This window comes from Halomonas sp. H2 (assembly GCF_050215315.1).
Lineage (GTDB): Bacteria > Pseudomonadota > Gammaproteobacteria > Pseudomonadales > Halomonadaceae > Vreelandella.
The window spans coordinates 3,134,874-3,153,363 of record NZ_CP189760.1 but is presented as its reverse complement, the minus strand read 5'-3'; the positions used below and the strand labels follow the sequence as shown (position 1 = coordinate 3,153,363).

Annotated in this window: 11 protein-coding genes and 2 rRNA genes; 10 read left to right on the top strand and 3 right to left on the bottom strand. The window is 54.8% G+C overall.

Translation table 11 applies throughout. The annotated features are described in order from the left end of the window. Positions 1 to 29: 29 nt before the first annotated feature. Positions 30 to 566, bottom strand: coding sequence for a GspH/FimT family pseudopilin (locus tag ACQE2I_RS14655; protein WP_427028783.1), 537 nt, complete (start codon positions 564 to 566; stop codon positions 30 to 32). 133 nt (positions 567 to 699) lie between these two features. Between ACQE2I_RS14655 and thiO the strand changes: the two genes are divergently transcribed. Continuing rightward, entirely contained in the window at positions 700 to 1,815 is a 1,116-nt protein-coding gene (gene thiO, locus ACQE2I_RS14650) for a glycine oxidase ThiO (RefSeq protein ID WP_427028782.1), read from the top strand. Here the strand turns inward: thiO and ACQE2I_RS14645 are convergent. Further along, positions 1,812 to 2,084, bottom strand: a complete 273-nt coding sequence (locus tag ACQE2I_RS14645) for a PP0621 family protein (RefSeq protein WP_427028781.1) — start codon at positions 2,082 to 2,084, stop codon at positions 1,812 to 1,814. The two genes, thiO and ACQE2I_RS14645, sit on opposite strands and share 4 nt — an antisense overlap. Positions 2,085 to 2,220: 136 nt before the next feature. Here ACQE2I_RS14645 and ACQE2I_RS14640 point away from each other — a divergent pair, with 136 nt between their 5' ends. Continuing rightward, positions 2,221 to 3,855, top strand: coding sequence for an NAD+ synthase (locus tag ACQE2I_RS14640; RefSeq protein ID WP_427028780.1), 1,635 nt, complete (start codon positions 2,221 to 2,223; stop codon positions 3,853 to 3,855). A gap of 107 nt (positions 3,856 to 3,962) precedes the next feature. Here ACQE2I_RS14640 and ACQE2I_RS14635 read toward each other — a convergent pair whose 3' ends face one another. After that, positions 3,963 to 4,781: an outer membrane protein assembly factor BamD gene (locus tag ACQE2I_RS14635; protein WP_427028779.1), complete on the bottom strand. Its 819-nt coding sequence runs from the start codon at positions 4,779 to 4,781 to the stop codon at positions 3,963 to 3,965. A gap of 178 nt (positions 4,782 to 4,959) precedes the next feature. Here ACQE2I_RS14635 and rluD point away from each other — a divergent pair, with 178 nt between their 5' ends. The 8 genes from rluD (at position 4,960) to ACQE2I_RS14595 (ending at position 18,368) form a co-directional block, all read left to right on the top strand. Next, a complete protein-coding gene (gene rluD / locus ACQE2I_RS14630; RefSeq protein ID WP_427028778.1) occupies positions 4,960 to 5,919 on the top strand; it encodes a 23S rRNA pseudouridine(1911/1915/1917) synthase RluD in 960 nt (319 codons plus the stop codon). Beyond that, positions 5,916 to 6,671 carry a peptidoglycan editing factor PgeF gene (pgeF, locus tag ACQE2I_RS14625; RefSeq protein WP_427028776.1) on the top strand — a complete coding sequence of 252 codons (756 nt, stop codon included), beginning with the start codon at positions 5,916 to 5,918 and terminating at the stop codon, positions 6,669 to 6,671. The genes rluD and pgeF overlap by 4 nt, the downstream gene beginning before the upstream one ends. Before the next feature lie 144 nt (positions 6,672 to 6,815). Continuing rightward, entirely contained in the window at positions 6,816 to 9,413 is a 2,598-nt protein-coding gene (gene clpB, locus ACQE2I_RS14620) for an ATP-dependent chaperone ClpB (protein ID WP_427028775.1), read from the top strand. A 430-nt stretch (positions 9,414 to 9,843) separates the two neighbouring features. Continuing rightward, the gene (locus tag ACQE2I_RS14615; RefSeq protein WP_427028774.1) at positions 9,844 to 11,568 is read left to right on the top strand and encodes an acetolactate synthase 3 large subunit; all 1,725 of its coding nucleotides are present in this window, start codon (positions 9,844 to 9,846) and stop codon (positions 11,566 to 11,568) included. After that, positions 11,568 to 12,059: an acetolactate synthase small subunit gene (gene ilvN, locus ACQE2I_RS14610; protein WP_427028773.1), complete on the top strand. Its 492-nt coding sequence runs from the start codon at positions 11,568 to 11,570 to the stop codon at positions 12,057 to 12,059. Before ACQE2I_RS14615 ends, ilvN begins: the two co-directional genes overlap by 1 nt. A 210-nt stretch (positions 12,060 to 12,269) precedes the next feature. After that, a complete protein-coding gene (pssA, locus tag ACQE2I_RS14605) occupies positions 12,270 to 13,145 on the top strand; it encodes a CDP-diacylglycerol--serine O-phosphatidyltransferase (RefSeq protein ID WP_427028772.1) in 876 nt (291 codons plus the stop codon). Between the two features lie 493 nt (positions 13,146 to 13,638). Continuing rightward, positions 13,639 to 15,171, top strand: a 16S ribosomal RNA gene (locus ACQE2I_RS14600). A 307-nt stretch (positions 15,172 to 15,478) separates the two neighbouring features. Further along, positions 15,479 to 18,368, top strand: a 23S ribosomal RNA gene (locus ACQE2I_RS14595). The 16S and 23S rRNA genes sit together here, the layout of an rRNA operon. Positions 18,369 to 18,490 lie beyond the last annotated feature (122 nt).

Genomic DNA, 18,490 nt, shown 5'->3' with positions numbered 1-18,490 from the left:
CGTTCGTTATGGGTTGCAGCGTCTAATGATTAACAATCGATAGGCGCTTCATCTATGCGCAAACGCCCCAGCTGGCTAAGCACCAGTTTTTTACCTTGCGATCCTTCGGTGCTGTTGCCGGAGCAAACGCTGAAGCTACCGTTGTAGCCGCTGGTATAGCCGAGCGAGTTGTAGCGTATTCGCGACCAGCCGCGGCTGTAGGTCACTTGTGTTCTTTGCCCGTCAGGTATTACGCGTAGAATATCCTCTTTGGCTATGTCTTGTATCTCATCTCCTCGCACAATGATCAGCGCTCTACTCCAATCATCCTGGCAGGCCTTGTGATCCTTTGTGGCCGGGCAAAGTGTAACCTGACGACGTTGGCTGATCGCCGTGTTGCGCGCTAGCGAGAACGCACTTTGTAATCGATTGATTTCACTGGCTTGAGCGGTCCGCTCACCGAGTGCTTGGAAACTGGGTAGCCCCATCACCGCCACTATCCCCAACAGCAGCAGCGTGACCAGTAGTTCAAGTAGCGTAAACCCGCCTTCATGCCTGGTGCGTGATTTGTTATGGCAACCGTTCATTGCCTCTCCTCGCTTGACCCTGTCACCGCCCGCGCTATGCTCACTGTCCGTCGTAATGACCACGATTGATTAGTTATTCAGTCACCTTAGGCGACGACGACTATTTTTTATGTAAGCCAAAACGGACAATTTTGTGAGCGATTTCCTAATTATTGGCGGCGGCGTGATCGGCATGATGACGGCGCTGCAGTTAGCCGATGCCGGGCAGCAAGTGACGCTGGTCGAGCGTGGCGAGTGCGGTAAAGAGGCTTCCTGGGCCGGTGGCGGCATTGTTTCGCCGCTTTATCCCTGGCGATACGGCGCTGCGATATCGCAATTATCTCGCTGGTCGGAAGGCGTTTACCCCTCGTTGGCTTTGCGATTGTTGGAAGAGACCGGTATTGACCCTGAGTATCGCCAAAAAGGGCTGCTCTACCTTAATGTGGGCGATGCCGACAAGGCGTTGCAGTGGGCACGCCAGTTGGGCAAGCCGCTAGAGCGAGTAGGCGCGGATTTCGTCCACGCTAAAGAGCCCGGTGTGGCGATGGCGAGTGACAGCGCGCTGTGGATGCCGACGCTGGGCAGCATGCGCAACCCACGGTTAGCCAAGGCGTTGAAGGCACGGCTAGCCGCGATGCCCCAGGTAACGTTGTGGGAGCAGTGCGAGGTTAGTGGTTTTATTCATGCAGCTGGTAAACGAGAGGGAGTCGTTGAGGGCGTGATGACGTCCCAGGGGCCACTAAAGGCGGGGCGTATCGTGGTGTGCGGTGGGGCTTGGGCCGCACAGCTGCTAGCGCAGTTAGATGTACACTTACCGGTAAGGCCGGTTAAAGGACAGATGATCGCTTACCAGGCGCCCAAAGGCCTCGTTCAGCGCGTGGTGCTAAAGGATGGTCGCTATATTATTCCGCGTGCAGATGGTTTGTTATTAGTTGGCTCGACGCTAGAGGAGGCCGGGTTTGATAAGACCACTGACGCAGCAGCGCTGGCATCGTTAAAGCAGAGTGCAGAAGCTATTTTGCCTGCCTTGGCGACGTGCCCGGTGGCGCATCAGTGGGCTGGGCTACGGCCTGGGTCCCCACAGGGCATCCCGTTTATTGGCGCGCTTCAGGAGTGGCCTAACGTGTTTGTTAATGCCGGGCACTATCGTAACGGCTTGGTATTGGCGCCGGCTTCGACCCATTTGCTGGTGGACCAGTTGCTGGGGCGTGAGGCGCTGATTGATCCAGCGCCTTATCAAGCTACTCCAGAGCGACTCACACAGCCTTAAAGTGTGCCGTCTTTATCCTGCTGCTCTTGCAGAAAACGGTCGCGATGGGCGCTAGAGCAGAACCACTGTTGCTGGTCGCGTAGTGCTTCATCTTCAGGTACGTGAACATCGCACCAGCGGCAGCGCACCATTTTGCCGCCCTCATGGCGGTTGATTGTTTTACTTTTTTCGTCATGCTCAAGCTTGCGTTGCCGGTAAATGCCGTAAAGCTTTAAACCGGCATAAAATATAACGGCGAAGATAATCAGCCGAATGATCAAGAGGTTCATCCTTTTTTTGCCCCCGAAGTAGGGAATTAGGCGTTGTGAGTACCGCACGGCCTTTGCCAGTTGGTGGCCCTTGCGGGACAATGCATGTATGACGGTGTAACCCTATTCTAAAGATTCTCAAGAGATTTTGACGCCCATGCAAGACTTAACGCTGGTAATGGCCCAACTTGATCCTCTGGTCGGGGATATTCCCGGCAACGCTGCACGCGCCATTGAGGCCGTGCGCGAAGCTCGCATTGAGCACGGGGCCGATATTGTTGTCTTTCCAGAGCTTTTTTTGTCGGGCTACCCGCCGGAAGACTTGCTACTGCGTGCCTCAATGGAGACCCGGCTGCGCGAGGCCCGTGCCCTGATGGCCTCGAAAATTGCCCGCGATGTGCTGGTCATTATTGGCTATCCCGGCGTTCGCGAAGGAAGCTGCTACAACTTGGCGGGGGTGCTTTATAACGGCCAATGGGAGGGCGAGTACGCCAAGCAGTCGCTGCCTAACTACCAAGTGTTCGATGAGCAGCGCTACTTTACCCCCGGCACCGAGCCGTTTGTCTATGAGCATAAGGGCGCCAAGCTGGGCCTATTGATCTGCGAAGACTTATGGGACGGCGCACCGGTTAGAGCCGCCACGGCCGCAGGCGCTGAGATTCTGATCACCTTAAATGCCTCGCCTTACCATCAAGACAAGCCTACCGAACGACTGCGTTTATTGGAGCAGCACGCCCAGGACGTTAACCGCCCCATTGTGTATGTGAATACTATTGGTGGTCAGGATGAGTTGGTATTTGACGGCGGCTCCTGCTGCGTTAACGCCAGCGGGCAGATACAGGTGCTGGCGCCGTATTGGCAGGTGGGCCTGATGCCCGTTCAGTTTTTGCAAACCAGTGCGACCGTCTGGGAACCCCAGCCTGGCGAGATTGACCCCGAAGTAGAACCGGAAGAGAGTCTGTACTGCGCGCTAGTGACCGGTCTGCGCGATTATGTCAACAAGAGCGGTTTTGACGGCGTAGTGCTAGGGCTTTCAGGCGGTATCGACTCAGCGCTCTCATTGGCCATTGCGGTTGACGCGCTGGGCCCTCAGCGGGTGCAGGCGGTGATGATGCCTTACCACTACACTGCGGATATCTCCAAACAGGACGCTGCAGAGCAGGCAGAACTGCTGGGTGTGCACTACGACATCATGCCGATTGAGCCTATGGTCGAAGCCTTTATGGGTACGCTGGCGGCGAGCTTTGCGGGCACCGAAAGGGGTACCACCGAAGAGAACCTGCAGTCGCGCTGTCGCGGCGTGCTGCTGATGGCGATCTCGAATAAGAAAGGCTTGATGGTGCTGACTACCGGTAACAAGAGTGAAATGGCGGTGGGCTATGCCACGCTGTATGGCGATATGGTGGGCGGTTTTAATGCCATTAAAGACGTTTATAAAACCTGGGTATATCGTCTGGCGCGCTGGCGTAACACGCAATCGCTCGCCATTCCTGAGCGGGTGATTGAGCGCCCACCGAGTGCCGAGCTAGCGCCTGATCAGCAAGATAGCGACTCTTTGCCTGATTACGACACCCTCGACGCTATCCTATTGAGCTATATCGAAGGCGATATGAGCGCTGAAGCGATCATCGCCAGCGGTTTTGATGCTGACGACGTTTATAAAGTGGTGACGCTTGTTGACCGCTGCGAGTACAAACGCCGCCAGGCACCCATCGGTGTACGTGTGACCCCGCGCGGTTTTGGCCGCGACCGTCGTTACCCGATCGTCAATGGCTGGCAGCCCGGCGACTAGAAGTCGACCGCAACTACCTGAAATTTACCTAAAACCTACCGAAAAAGTAGATTAAAAAAACCACGCATCAGCGTGGTTTTTTAATCGACACAACACATCGGGGTGTTTTAGTCGCTACGGCCTAAATGCTTGGGAATAAAACGACTGCCCTGTAACTGCTCATGGTTTGGCGCGTTCTCACGCAGCGCTGCTAGCACTTCACTCGCGCGGTCATCCATTTCTAGGCCTTGGTAACCTTCTACCATGGTGGCTAGTGCATCCCGAGTGGCGCTGGATTCAGGGTAGTTTTCGATCACCCAGCGGCCGCGCTCAACCGCTGCTAGGTAAGCGCCACGGCGTAGGTAGTAATCGGCGACGTGGAGCTCATGGCGGGCCATTAGCTCACGCAGGTAGACGATGCGCTGCTGGGCGTCAGCGGCGTATTCACTCTGCGGATAACGCTGAATCAGCTCGCGGAAGTCATTGTAAGCATCCCGCGAAGCCCCCACATCACGTTTGGAAATATCGATCAGGCGTAGCCGCTCTAGGCTGAAGCGCCCCGCCTGCCATGCGGAAAGGCCACGCAGGTAGTAGGCATAGTCCACTTGCGGGTGGTCAGGATGTAGGCGAATAAAGCGGCTAGCCGCTGCCCGAGCTTCTTCCCAATTGCTGTTTTCATAGTAGGCATAGACCAGCTCAAGCTGTGCCTGCTCAGCGTGCGCCCCAAACGGATAGCGCGTATCGAGCGCTTCTAAGCGCTCGATTGCAATCGGATAGCGGTTGCTGTCCAGAGCCGTGCGGGCCAATTCATAGAGCTCGCGCTCTTGAACCCCAGCAAATTCATTTTCTTCTTCTTCTTCGCTGGTATCGTTACTTGCGCAGCCCGCTAGAAGGGCAAGGCTTAGGGCTAGAGCACCAAAGCGGTTGGCAGCTGAAAAAACGCGCATCATCATCCTCGTTGCAAACAAGCCTCAATCACCAAAAAGCGGCGATGGCCATAAGTAGAAATGGTAGAATAGGTCACAGTCCGCCCACTATAAAACACCTCGGCTTAAAACGCAGGTTTAGCGACGTTTCGTCAGGTGTCGCCAACGCTTACTTTTCCATGTCTCTAATAGGTTTTTCATGTCTCGTATAGTTGAAGACACGCAGCGCGTCCCCACCACGCTGGCTGGCGCTCGGTTAGACCAAGCGGCGGCTGAGTTGTTCAGCGATTACTCCCGTGAACGCTTAAAAGCGTGGATTAACGCCGGTGAATTAACGGTCGATGGCGCTCAATCCAAGCCGAAAGCCAAGCTGCATGGCTATGAAGTGTTGGTGCTTCAGGCCACCATTGAAGACGATACGCGTTTTGTGGCGCAAGATATTGCGCTAGATATCGTCTATGAAGACGACGCGATGATGGTGATTAATAAAGCCGCTGGCATGGTAGTTCATCCCGCTGCGGGTAATCCGGATGGCACGCTGCTGAATGCGTTACTGCATCATCACCCAGCGATTGCCGAAGTGCCCCGGGCGGGCATCGTGCACCGCTTGGACAAAGACACCACCGGCTTGATGATGGTAGCCAAAACGCTGCCTGCGCAAACCGTGCTAGTCGAGCAGATGCAGGCGCGCAGCGTGTCACGCCAGTACGATGCGGTGGTGATTGGCAAACCGGTGTCGGGTAGTACCATTGACGCGCCCATTGGCCGTCATCCTAAAGATCGTAAACGTCAGGCGGTGACTACCTCGGGCAAGCCTGCGATTACCCATTTCCGCGTGGTAGAACGGTTCCGTGCTCATACCCACGTACGCTGTAAGCTGGAAACCGGGCGCACCCACCAAATCCGTGTGCACATGGCGCATGCTCGACTCCCCTTAATTGGTGATCCCGTGTACGGCGGCCGCGCCAAGCTACCGCCGGGTGCCGCTGGGCCATTGAAAGAGATCCTGCGTGAGTTTCCGCGTCAGGCTTTGCATGCGCGTAAATTAATTTTCAAGCATCCGGTCAGTGGTGAAACGTTAACCTTTCAGGCAGATCTTCCTGATGATTTGTTAATGTTGCTGGATTACCTGCGCGAAGATAATGAGACCATGCGATGAGCGACGCCATTAATTTACAGCCCACGCTTTTAGTGCCTGACTGGCCTGCACCGGATAGCGTGCGCGCCTTTGTCACTACCCGTGAATCGGGGCCTAGCCAGGGTGATTTTGCCGCCTTTAACACGGCCTTACATGTGGGCGATAATGCTGATCATGTCGCGCTGTGCCGTCGTTTGCTGCACAAGGAAATTGGCGATGAGCGGCCCTTGCTGTGGCTGAACCAAACCCATGGCGCACGGGTGCAGCAGGGTTATCAGCCTGACGCCGCCGACGCGGACGCGGCAATTGCCACCTCTAATGAGTACGCTTGCGTAGTACTTACCGCCGACTGCCTGCCGGTAATGTTTTGCAACCGCGCAGGTACCCAGGTGGCCGTTGCCCATGCCGGTTGGCGCGGTTTGGCGGGCGGCGTATTAGAAGCCACTATTGCGGCAATGAAGACTGATCCCGATGACATTCTGGTGTGGCTGGGGCCCGCGATTTCCAACGCTCAGTTCGAGGTTGGCCCTGAGGTTTACGGTGCTTTTGTGGCGGTGCACCCTGAAACCGCAGAGGCCTTTGACCACAGCCCTTATCGCTTAGGCCATTACATGGCCGATCTGTATCGCTTGGCACGCTTTCGCTTGGAGGCCTTAGGCGTTAACCAGATCAGCGGCGGCCACTTCTGCACCGCCTGCGAGTCGCGCTTTTACTCCTACCGTCGCGATGGCGGCAAAACCGGTCGAATGGCCAGTGTGATTTGGATCAACTAAACCACTGCTTTAGCTGCTCACCTCTTGAAAAGTGCGGAATTGACGCCATTTAACTTGTCAAGCTAACCGTGATTAGCACGTCTAATGACACGTTATCGGGTCACGCGGTGCGTCTAAACGCACGGCTACCCCAGGAGGAATTCCATGCGTTTTGATAAATTTACCGCCAAGCTCCAGAGTGCCATTGCCGAGGCGCAGTCGCTGGCCGTGGGGCGCGGGCATAATCAGCTAGACCCCGCCCATTTGCTGCTTGCCCTGCTCGACACCAAAGACACCGGTATTAAAGCCCTGATTGAAAAAGCTGAGGGCAGCCCTTCGCGCCTGCGCGATGGTTTAATGCAGCAGTTGGAGAACCTGCCCAAGGTGGGGCAGTTTGACGGCGAAGTGCAGCCATCGCGGGATTTCATCAAGCTTTTCAACTTAACCGATCGCGAAGCGCAAAAGCGCGGCGACCAGTTTATCGCCAGTGAGTTGGTGCTATTGGCGGCGCTGGAAATGAATAGCGCCATAACCAAACTGCTTAAAGAAGCGGGCATTAACCGTAAATCCCTTGAGGCGGCCATTAACAGCCTGCGCGGCGGTGCCACCGTCGACGATGCCAACGCTGAAGATCAGCGCGAAGCGCTGAATAAATACACCATGGACCTCACCCAGCGCGCGCTGGACGGCAAGCTCGACCCGGTGATTGGCCGTGACGATGAGATTCGTCGCACCATCCAAGTGCTGCAGCGGCGTACTAAAAATAACCCGGTATTAATCGGCGAGCCGGGCGTGGGTAAAACCGCCATTGTCGAAGGCTTGGCCCAGCGCATCGTTAACGGTGAAGTGCCGGAAGGCTTAAAAGATAAACGTGTGCTGTCGCTGGATATGGGCTCGCTGCTTGCCGGTGCCAAGTTTCGCGGCGAGTTTGAAGAGCGCCTAAAAGCCGTGCTCAAAGAGCTCTCCCAGGAAGAGGGCCGGGTGATCCTGTTTATCGACGAGCTGCATACCATGGTCGGCGCGGGCAAAGCCGAAGGTGCCATGGATGCGGGCAATATGCTCAAGCCTGCCCTGGCGCGTGGCGAGCTGCACTGCGTGGGGGCGACCACCCTCGATGAATACCGCAAGTACATTGAGAAAGACGCCGCGTTAGAGCGGCGCTTCCAAAAGGTGTTGGTAGATGAGCCTTCCGAAGAGGACACCGTGGCAATTCTACGCGGCTTGAAAGAGCGCTACGAAGTTCACCACGGCGTGGATATTACCGACTCCGCTATTATCGCGGCGGCTAAGCTCTCCACCCGCTATATCACCGATCGCCAGTTGCCCGATAAAGCCATCGATTTAATCGATGAGGCTGCCTCGCGTATCCGTATGGAGCTGGACTCCAAGCCAGAGGAGATGGATCGCCTTGATCGACGCCTGATCCAGCTCAAAATGGAGCGCGAGGCGCTTAAGAAAGAGACCGATGAAGCGACCAAAAAACGCCTGGAAGCACTCAATAATCAGATTCACGAATTAGAGCGCGAATACGCGGATCTTGATGAAATCTGGAAAGCTGAAAAGGCCAGCATTCAAGGCGCGGCTCAGTTTAAGGCCGATTTGGAACAAGCTCGGCTTGACCTTGAGCAAGCCCGTCGCCAAGGCGATTTGGGGCGTATGTCGGAGATTCAGTACGGCAAGATTCCTGAGATTGAAAAGAAAATTGCCGAAAGCGGTGAAGGCGAAGCGGATACCTCGAGCCACCAATTGCTGCGCTCCAATGTTACCGAAGAGGAGATTGCTGAGGTTGTCTCGCGCTGGACAGGTATTCCGGTCTCTAAAATGCTCGAAGGCGAGCGCGACAAGCTGCTGCGCATGGAAGAGGCGTTGCACGAACGGGTGATTGGCCAGGATGAAGCCGTCGAGGCGGTGGCTAACGCGGTACGCCGCTCACGGGCCGGGCTCTCTGATCCCAATCGTCCCAACGGCTCATTCCTATTCCTCGGCCCTACCGGGGTGGGTAAAACGGAGCTGTGTAAGTCACTGGCCAACTTCCTGTTCGATACCGAAGAGGCGATGGTGCGTATCGATATGTCCGAGTTTATGGAAAAACACTCCGTAGCTCGTTTAATCGGCGCGCCTCCTGGCTATGTAGGCTACGAAGAGGGCGGCTATTTAACCGAAGCCGTGCGCCGCAAACCCTACTCGGTGCTGTTGCTGGATGAGGTGGAGAAAGCCCACCCGGATGTCTTCAATATTTTGCTGCAGGTTTTGGAAGATGGCCGCTTAACCGATGGTCAGGGCCGCACGGTGGACTTCCGTAATACCGTGATTGTGATGACCTCCAACATGGGGTCGGACATTATCCAGCGTATGGGCGGAGACGTTAGTGCTGATAAAGACAGCGACTATGAGGCAATGAAAAACATGGTCATGGAGGTAGTGGGTAACCACTTCCGGCCCGAGCTGATTAACCGCATCGACGAAGTGGTGGTGTTCCATGCGCTGGGTCAAGAGCAGATTCAGGCGATTGCTGGTATTCAACTGGAGCGCTTGAAATTACGCCTTGCCGAACATGACCTGCAGCTAGAGGTTAGCCCTGAAGCCATGGCACAACTGGCGGTGGTGGGTTTTGACCCAGTGTATGGCGCGCGGCCCCTCAAGCGGGCGATTCAGAGCCGTATCGAAAACCCGCTGGCGCAAGACCTGCTGGGGGGTAAATTTGCCCCGGGTGATACCATTCATATCACTGCGCAAGACGGCAAGCTGGTGTTTAGCTCATAATTGACGCTACCACTTCGCGCAATTGAATTGGGAAAAAGCCCCGTTAGCGTTACTGGCGGGGCTTTTTTTATGGCTTTCTGCGACGTTTGTTGCGTTTGCTCTGATAGAAGGTTGACAGGCTGAGGGCGCTAATGGAATCTTATTGGTTCCTGATTTGCGGGCGCGGACTCAATGGGCAACCCCTAATCCCGCGCGAAGGGTAGGCGAAAGCCTCTACCCGCCGAAGGACTTCCGGGTTTGGGCTAACCGCCCAACCTGGCCAACGCCCCGACACGGCGAACTGCCGTGATAAGAGTGCAGGCCCTAACCGGGCCGTATGCCAGGGTTTGGCATCAGGTGCCGGCATCGGCCGGCAGCGGCATACCGCCGCACTCGACACCGTGCCAAAATGGGTACGGATCGCACTCGAGACCTCTAGGGGAGAAATACAGTGGAACTGCTTTCCGGCGCAGATATGATCGCCCGCTTCTTGCAAGATGAGGGCATCGAATACATTTATGGTTACCCCGGTGGTGCAGCGCTGCATATTTACGATGCGCTCTTCCGCCAGGACAAAGTGAAGCACATTCTGGTGCGTCACGAGCAAGCGGCCACTCACGCTGCCGATGGCTATGCCCGTGCTTCGGGTAAAGCGGGCTGCGTGCTGGTCACTTCAGGTCCTGGTGCCACCAACGCCGTTACCGGCATCGCCACCGCCTATATGGACTCAATCCCGATGGTGGTGCTGTGTGGACAGGTGGCGAGTCACTTAATTGGCGAAGACGCTTTCCAGGAGACGGATATTATCGGCGTGACGCGCCCGATCGTGAAGCATAGCTTCGCGATCCGTCACCCGTCTGAAATCCCGGAAGTGCTCAAAAAGGCGTTCTACTTGGCATCGACAGGTCGCCCTGGTCCTGTCGTCGTCGATATCCCTAAAGATATGACCGCCCCAACTGAACGCTACGAGTACGTTTACCCGAAAAAGGTCAAGCTTCGCTCGTACAATCCGGTTACTCGAGGCCACACGGGGCAGATCAAAAAAGCCGTTGAGATGATACTCAAGGCTAAGCGTCCGGTGTTTTATACCGGCGGTGGTGTGGTCACAGGTAAAGCCAGCGAAGGCCTGACCGATCTGGTCAAACAGCTAGGTTACCCGATTACCACCACGCTGATGGGTATCGGCGCGTATCCCCAAAGTGACCGGCAGTGTTTGGGTTGGCTGGGCATGCACGGTTCTTATGAATCCAACATGGCCATGCATCACGCTGACCTAATCATTGCCATTGGGGCGCGTTTTGATGACCGCGTGACCAATAGCACGTCAAAGTTCTGCCCGACCGCCAAGATCATCCATGTGGACGTCGACCCAAGCTCGATCTCTAAAACGGTACGTGCCGATGTGCCGATCGTAGGCCCGGCTTCCAGCGTTATCAACGAGATGATCAGCTTGGTGCAGGGGCATAAAATCGCGGATCCTGAAGCATTAACCGAGTGGTGGCAGAGAATTGACGGCTGGCGCGCAGACCGTGAAGGCAAGCTTTATGAGTCTTCTAAGTCAGGTGAAGCGCTTAAGCCCCAGGAGGTGGTTGAAGCGCTTTGCCGTGTTACTCGAGGCGAAGCCTACGTGACGACTGACGTTGGTCAGCATCAGATGTTCGCAGCTCAGTACTACAAGTTTGATAAACCCAATCGACTGATTACTTCGGGTGGTTTGGGCACCATGGGCTTTGGCTTTCCGGCTGCTATGGGTATCAAACAGAACTTTCCGGATGACGACGTCGTGTGTGTCACCGGTGAAGGCAGCTTCCAGATGATGATGCAGGAACTCTCCACCTGTAAGCAGTACGGGGTGGGCGTCAAGATCGTCAATCTCAACAATGCATCGCTGGGCATGGTGCGTCAGTGGCAGGACTTGAACTATAAGTCACGCCACTCGCACTCCTATATGGAGTCGCTGCCTGACTTCCATATGCTGATTGAGGCGTATGGGTTTACCGCGATTACCGTCAATACGCTTGACGAGTTGGAGCCTGCGCTAGAGCGTGCGTTTGCTGATAAGCACGAGCTGGTGTTCCTTGACGTGAAGGTCGATCCCCATGAGCACGTTTATCCAATGCAGGTACCGTTAGGTGCCATGCGCGACATGCTGCTGTCTAAAACGGAGCGTACCTGATGCGTCATATCATCTCGATTCTGTTAGAAAACGAGCCGGGCGCGCTGTCACGTGTAGTCGGGCTGTTCTCCCAGCGTAACTTCAACATCGAAACGCTTAACGTGGCGCCCACTGAAGATCCTTCGCTGTCGCGCTTAACGGTTACCACCGTGGGCGATGACCGGGTGATTGAGCAGATCACCAAGCACCTCAATAAGCTGATCGATGTGGTCAAGCTGGTGGATCTCACCGAAGGTAACCATATCGAGCGCGAGTTGATGCTGGTGAAGGTCAAAGCGCTAGGTGCTGCCCGTGATGAGGTGAAGCGCACGGTGGATATTTTCCGCGCGCAGGTCGTCGATGTCACGCCAAGCCTGTATACCGTGCAGATCACTGGCGATACGAGCAAATTGGATGCTTTCCTTCAGGCCATGGCGCCGGTGGGTATTCTAGAGGTGGCGCGTACCGGGGTTTCGGGTATCGCCCGCGGTGATAAGGTTTTATCGCTCTAAGTACCGAAAGTGCAACGCTTTAAAGCAAGCAAAAGCGCCGCTTCCATGATTTTCATGGGGGCGGCATTTTTTATGGATAGCTTTATGGGTGTTCGTTTTTACGCTTATGTTTGCCTAACCCTGGGTGCAATTGGCTGGCTGGGCCGCACTCACCGTGTAGAATGAAAGCGATCACTGTTCCCGTGACTTCACTTTTAATGGATGAAACCTATGACACAGGACGCTCGCGATCAAGAGCACTCAAGCGCTGATCAGCCAGATAAAGCTGAACAACCAGGCGGTGCGGATCAGCCAGAAGTGGGCGGCAACGAAGATCTGGCGGCTGCCTTTTTGCGTGAAACTGAAGTGGTTGAGGAGACCGTAGAGGACGGTAAAAAGATTCGCCGCCGGGGTATCTATTTACTACCTAACTTATTTACCACTTCGGCGCTTTTTGCCGGGTTCTTTGCGGTGGTGGCTGGCATTAATGGCGAGTTTACTTCGGCTGCTGTCGCCATCTTTATTGCCATGGTACTGGATGGCTTGGATGGCCGTGTCGCACGAATGACCAATACCCAAAGCGAGTTTGGTGCTGAGTACGACAGTCTGGCCGATATGATTTCATTCGGTATGGCGCCCGCTTTAGTCGCCTTTACCTGGATTCTGCAAGACATAGGTAAAACTGGCTGGGTGGTTGCCTTTCTTTATGTTGCCTGTGCGGCGCTTCGCCTTGCCCGCTTCAATGTTCAGATCGGTAGTGTCGATAAAAAGTGGTTCATCGGCTTGCCCAGCCCATCTGCAGCGGCGCTAGTGGCGGCAAGTGTATGGACCTTCCATAGTTTTGACGCCGATGCTTTTGGTTTCAAGCTGCTGATGCTGGTAGTGGTGGCGGCGGCAGGCCTGCTGATGGTGAGTAATATCCGCTACTACAGCTTCAAAGATCTCGACTTTAAAAAGCCGGTGCCTTTTGTCGTGCTACTGGCCATCGTGCTGGCTTTCGTGATGATCTCGGTAGAACCCTCGGTAATGCTGTTATTGCTGTTTGGTGCCTATGTAGCCTCAGGCCCTGTTTTAGCCGTTATGCGCAAAGCAAAACCCAAGAGCTAAACTTTTCAGTCTGTTTTTATATTTATTTTCACAGTAGCCCTTGCCAACCCGGTAGCGAAACCGTAAAGTACGCATCCGCTGCCGGGGACGCCAAGCGTTACCAGCGGTGAATGAAGTGTAAAAGCTTCGGTTTGTCAGGAAGTTAGCGCAGGTTCTATCGCTCGCTTCCGTCGCTAAAACAGCGGTTGACAACCACCAGGAACTGCGTAGAATACGCCTTCCTCGCTGAGGCAAGCCAGTTCAACGGCCGCCCGGTTGCTTTCACAGTAACCAGACAGCGAAACAGCTCTTTAACAATTTGATCAGGTAATTCATGTGGGCGCTTGTTGATGTTGGTGACAAATCACCAAATATCAAGGCAAGCGACTCAAGCAATAAGGTTTTAAAGGATTCGTCCTTTGGGATCTGTTTTGAATGAATTCGTTTGAACCTTGAGCCAAGTTTGGTTCGCTTCTGTCACTTTCGAGTGGCAGGTAAGAACCGCATAGATCTTAAACTGAAGAGTTTGATCATGGCTCAGATTGAACGCTGGCGGCAGGCCTAACACATGCAAGTCGAGCGGTAACAGGGGGTGCTTGCACCCCGCTGACGAGCGGCGGACGGGTGAGTAATGCATAGGAATCTGCCCGATAGTGGGGGATAACCTGGGGAAACTCAGACTAATACCGCATACGTCCTACGGGAGAAAGGGGGCTTCGGCTCCCGCTATTGGATGAGCCTATGTCGGATTAGCTAGTTGGTGAGGTAATGGCTCACCAAGGCAGCGATCCGTAGCTGGTCTGAGAGGATGATCAGCCACATCGGGACTGAGACACGGCCCGAACTCCTACGGGAGGCAGCAGTGGGGAATATTGGACAATGGGGGCAACCCTGATCCAGCCATGCCGCGTGTGTGAAGAAGGCCCTCGGGTTGTAAAGCACTTTCAGCGAGGAAGAACGCCTAGTGGTTAATACCCATTAGGAAAGACATCACTCGCAGAAGAAGCACCGGCTAACTCCGTGCCAGCAGCCGCGGTAATACGGAGGGTGCAAGCGTTAATCGGAATTACTGGGCGTAAAGCGCGCGTAGGTGGCTTGATAAGCCGGTTGTGAAAGCCCCGGGCTCAACCTGGGAACGGCATCCGGAACTGTCAGGCTAGAGTGCAGGAGAGGAAGGTAGAATTCCCGGTGTAGCGGTGAAATGCGTAGAGATCGGGAGGAATACCAGTGGCGAAGGCGGCCTTCTGGACTGACACTGACACTGAGGTGCGAAAGCGTGGGTAGCAAACAGGATTAGATACCCTGGTAGTCCACGCCGTAAACGATGTCGACCAGCCGTTGGGTGCCTAGCGCACTTTGTGGCGAAGTTAACGCGATAAGTCGACCGCCTGGGGAGTACGGCCGCAAGGTTAAAACTCAAATGAATTGACGGGGGCCCGCACAAGCGGTGGAGCATGTGGTTTAATTCGATGCAACGCGAAGAACCTTACCTACCCTTGACATCGACAGAAGCCGAGAGAGATCTTGGTGTGCCTTCGGGAACTGTCAGACAGGTGCTGCATGGCTGTCGTCAGCTCGTGTTGTGAAATGTTGGGTTAAGTCCCGTAACGAGCGCAACCCTTATCCTTATTTGCCAGCGCATAATGGCGGGAACTCTAAGGAGACTGCCGGTGACAAACCGGAGGAAGGTGGGGACGACGTCAAGTCATCATGGCCCTTACGGGTAGGGCTACACACGTGCTACAATGGCCGGTACAAAGGGCAGCGAGCTCGCGAGAGTCAGCGAATCCCTTAAAGCCGGTCTCAGTCCGGATCGGAGTCTGCAACTCGACTCCGTGAAGTCGGAATCGCTAGTAATCGTGAATCAGAATGTCACGGTGAATACGTTCCCGGGCCTTGTACACACCGCCCGTCACACCATGGGAGTGGACTGCACCAGAAGTGGTTAGCCTAACGCAAGAGGGCGATCACCACGGTGTGGTTCATGACTGGGGTGAAGTCGTAACAAGGTAGCCGTAGGGGAACCTGCGGCTGGATCACCTCCTTAAACGATGCGTCACACGTTAGTAAGCGTCCACAATGAATTACCTGATCAGAATGCTGTTAATACGCAGTGATAAGTGGCTCTGTTTTTTTCACGTTAAAAAGAAAAAATAGCGTTTAAGGTCTTAAAGGTCTTTTTCTTTTTTAATATGAAAGAACGCTTATCACTGCTTATAGCAGTCGCTCTTTAACAATGTATATCATGCTGACAAGAACGCTTCGCAAGAAGGGTTCTTAAATTGTGATACGCGTCAGCGTATCCGGCACAATGAAACGTGATCATTGCGAGACCAGACTCCTTCGGGTTATAGGGTCAAGCAATGAAGCGCACACGGTGGATGCCTAGGCAGCCAGAGGCGATGAAAGACGTGGTAGCCTGCGATAAGGTTCGGTGAGGTGGCAACAACCTGTGACCCGGACATCTCTGAATGGGGAAACCCACTCATCATAAGATGAGTATCGTGCCCTGAATACATAGGGGTACGAGGCGAACCAGGGGAACTGAAACATCTAAGTACCCTGAGGAAAAGAAATCAACCGAGATTCCCCTAGTAGCGGCGAGCGAACGGGGACCAGCCCTTAAGCATGTGACTGATTAGGCGAATGCGTTGGGAAGCGCGGCCGTAGCGGGTGATAGCCCCGTAGTCGAAAATCTGAACATGTGAAATCGAGTAGGTCGGGGCACGAGAAACCTTGACTGAAGACGGGGGGACCATCCTCCAAGGCTAAATACTCCTGGCTGACCGATAGTGAACCAGTACCGTGAGGGAAAGGCGAAAAGAACCCCGGAGAGGGGAGTGAAATAGATCCTGAAACCGTGTGCGTACAAGCAGTCGGAGCGGACTTGTTCCGTGACGGCGTACCTTTTGTATAATGGGTCAGCGACTTATATTCAGTGGCGAGGTTAACCGTATAGGGGAGCCGTAGGGAAACCGAGTCTTAACTGGGCGACACAGTCGCTGGATATAGACCCGAAACCGAGCGATCTATCCATGAGCAGGGTGAAGGTTGAGTAACATCAACTGGAGGCCCGAACCAGGATCTGTTGAAAAAGATTTGGATGACTTGTGGATCGGAGTGAAAGGCTAATCAAGCTCGGAGATAGCTGGTTCTCCTCGAAAGCTATTTAGGTAGCGCCTCATGCAGTACCGCCGGGGGTAGAGCACTGTTTCGGCTAGGGGGTCATCCCGACTTACCAACCCGAGGCAAACTCCGAATACCGGTGAGTAACGCGTGGGAGACACACGGCGGGTGCTAACGTCCGTCGTGAAAAGGGAAACAACCCAGACCGTCAGCTAAGGTCCCGAAATCCTGGTTAAGTGGGAAACGATGTGGGAAGGCTCAGACAGCTAGGAGGTTGGCTTAGAAGCAGCCATCCTTTAAAGAAAGCGTAATAGCTCACTAGTCGAGTCGGCCTGCGCGGAAGATGTAACGGGGCTAAACCAGGTACCGAAGCTACGGGTGCATCCTTCGGGATGCGCGGTAGAGGAGCGTCGTGTAAGCCGATGAAGGTGAATTGAGAAGTTCGCTGGAGGTATCACGAGTGCGAATGCTGACATGAGTAACGATAAAGGGCGTGAAAAACGCCCTCGCCGGAAGACCAAGGGTTTCTGTTCGACGCTAATCGGAGCAGAGTGAGTCGGCCCCTAAGGCGAGGCCGAAAGGCGTAGTCGATGGGAAACGGGTCAATATTCCCGTACCGGACATGGTTGCGATGGGGGGACGAAGAAGGCTAGGTGAGCCAGGCGTTGGTAGTCCTGGTGAAAGCATGTAGGCCGAGTGTTTAGGTAAATCCGGACGCTTAAAGCCGAGATGTGAGACGAACTGACCACGGTCAGGAAGTCACTGATGCCACGCTTCCAGGAAAAGCCTCTAAGCTTCAGATCATGTGCGACCGTACCCCAAACCGACACAGGTGGTCAGGGTGAGAATCCCAAGGCGCTTGAGAGAACTCGGGTGAAGGAACTAGGCAAAATGGTGCCGTAACTTCGGGAGAAGGCACGCCGGCGTAGGGTGAAGAGACTTGCTCTCCTAGCCCGAACCGGTCGAAGATACCAGGTGGCTGCAACTGTTTATTAAAAACACAGCACTCTGCTAACGCGCAAGCGGACGTATAGGGTGTGACGCCTGCCCGGTGCCGGAAGGTTAAATGATGGTGTTAGCCGCAAGGCGAAGCTCTTGATTGAAGCCCCGGTAAACGGCGGCCGTAACTATAACGGTCCTAAGGTAGCGAAATTCCTTGTCGGGTAAGTTCCGACCTGCACGAATGGCGTAATGATGGCCACGCTGTCTCCACCCGAGACTCAGTGAAATTGAAATCGCCGTGAAGATGCGGTGTACCCGCGGCTAGACGGAAAGACCCCGTGAACCTTTACTATAGCTTCACACTGGACGCTGATGTTGCCTGTGTAGGATAGCTGGGAGGCTTTGAACTCCGGACGCCAGTTCGGAGGGAGCCATCCTTGAAATACCAGCCTGGCATCATTGGCGTTCTCACTCAGGTCCGTTATCCGGATCGAGGACAGTGTGTGGTGGGTAGTTTGACTGGGGCGGTCTCCTCCTAAAGAGTAACGGAGGAGCACGAAGGTACCCTCAGCACGGTCGGACATCGTGCAATGAGTGCAAGAGCATAAGGGTGCTTGACTGCGAGACAGACACGTCGAGCAGGTGCGAAAGCAGGTTCTAGTGATCCGGTGGTTCTGTATGGAAGGGCCATCGCTCAACGGATAAAAGGTACTCCGGGGATAACAGGCTGATACCGCCCAAGAGTTCACATCGACGGCGGTGTTTGGCACCTCGATGTCGGCTCATCACATCCTGGGGCTGAAGTCGGTCCCAAGGGTATGGCTGTTCGCCATTTAAAGTGGTACGCGAGCTGGGTTTAGAACGTCGTGAGACAGTTCGGTCCCTATCTGCCGTGGGCGTTGGATGTTTGAGAAGGGCTGCTCCTAGTACGAGAGGACCGGAGTGGACGACCCTCTGGTGTTCCGGTTGTCACGCCAGTGGCATTGCCGGGTAGCTATGGTCGGACGGGATAACCGCTGAAAGCATCTAAGCGGGAAGCCCCCTTCAAGATGAGACATCCCCGAGGCCTAGAGCCTCCTGAAGGGCCCAGCGAGACCAGCTGGTTGATAGGCACGGTGTGGAAGCGCTGCAAGGCGTTGAGCTAACGTGTACTAATGGCCCGTGAGGCTTGACCCTATAACACCCAAGGGGTCTGCTCAAAATGATGACGTGACATGAAACAACCGGATACGCAGCGTGTGGCCCCAGCAACAGAATGCCAGGGCGGCAAGCAATGAGACGATCACAAAACAGCATGA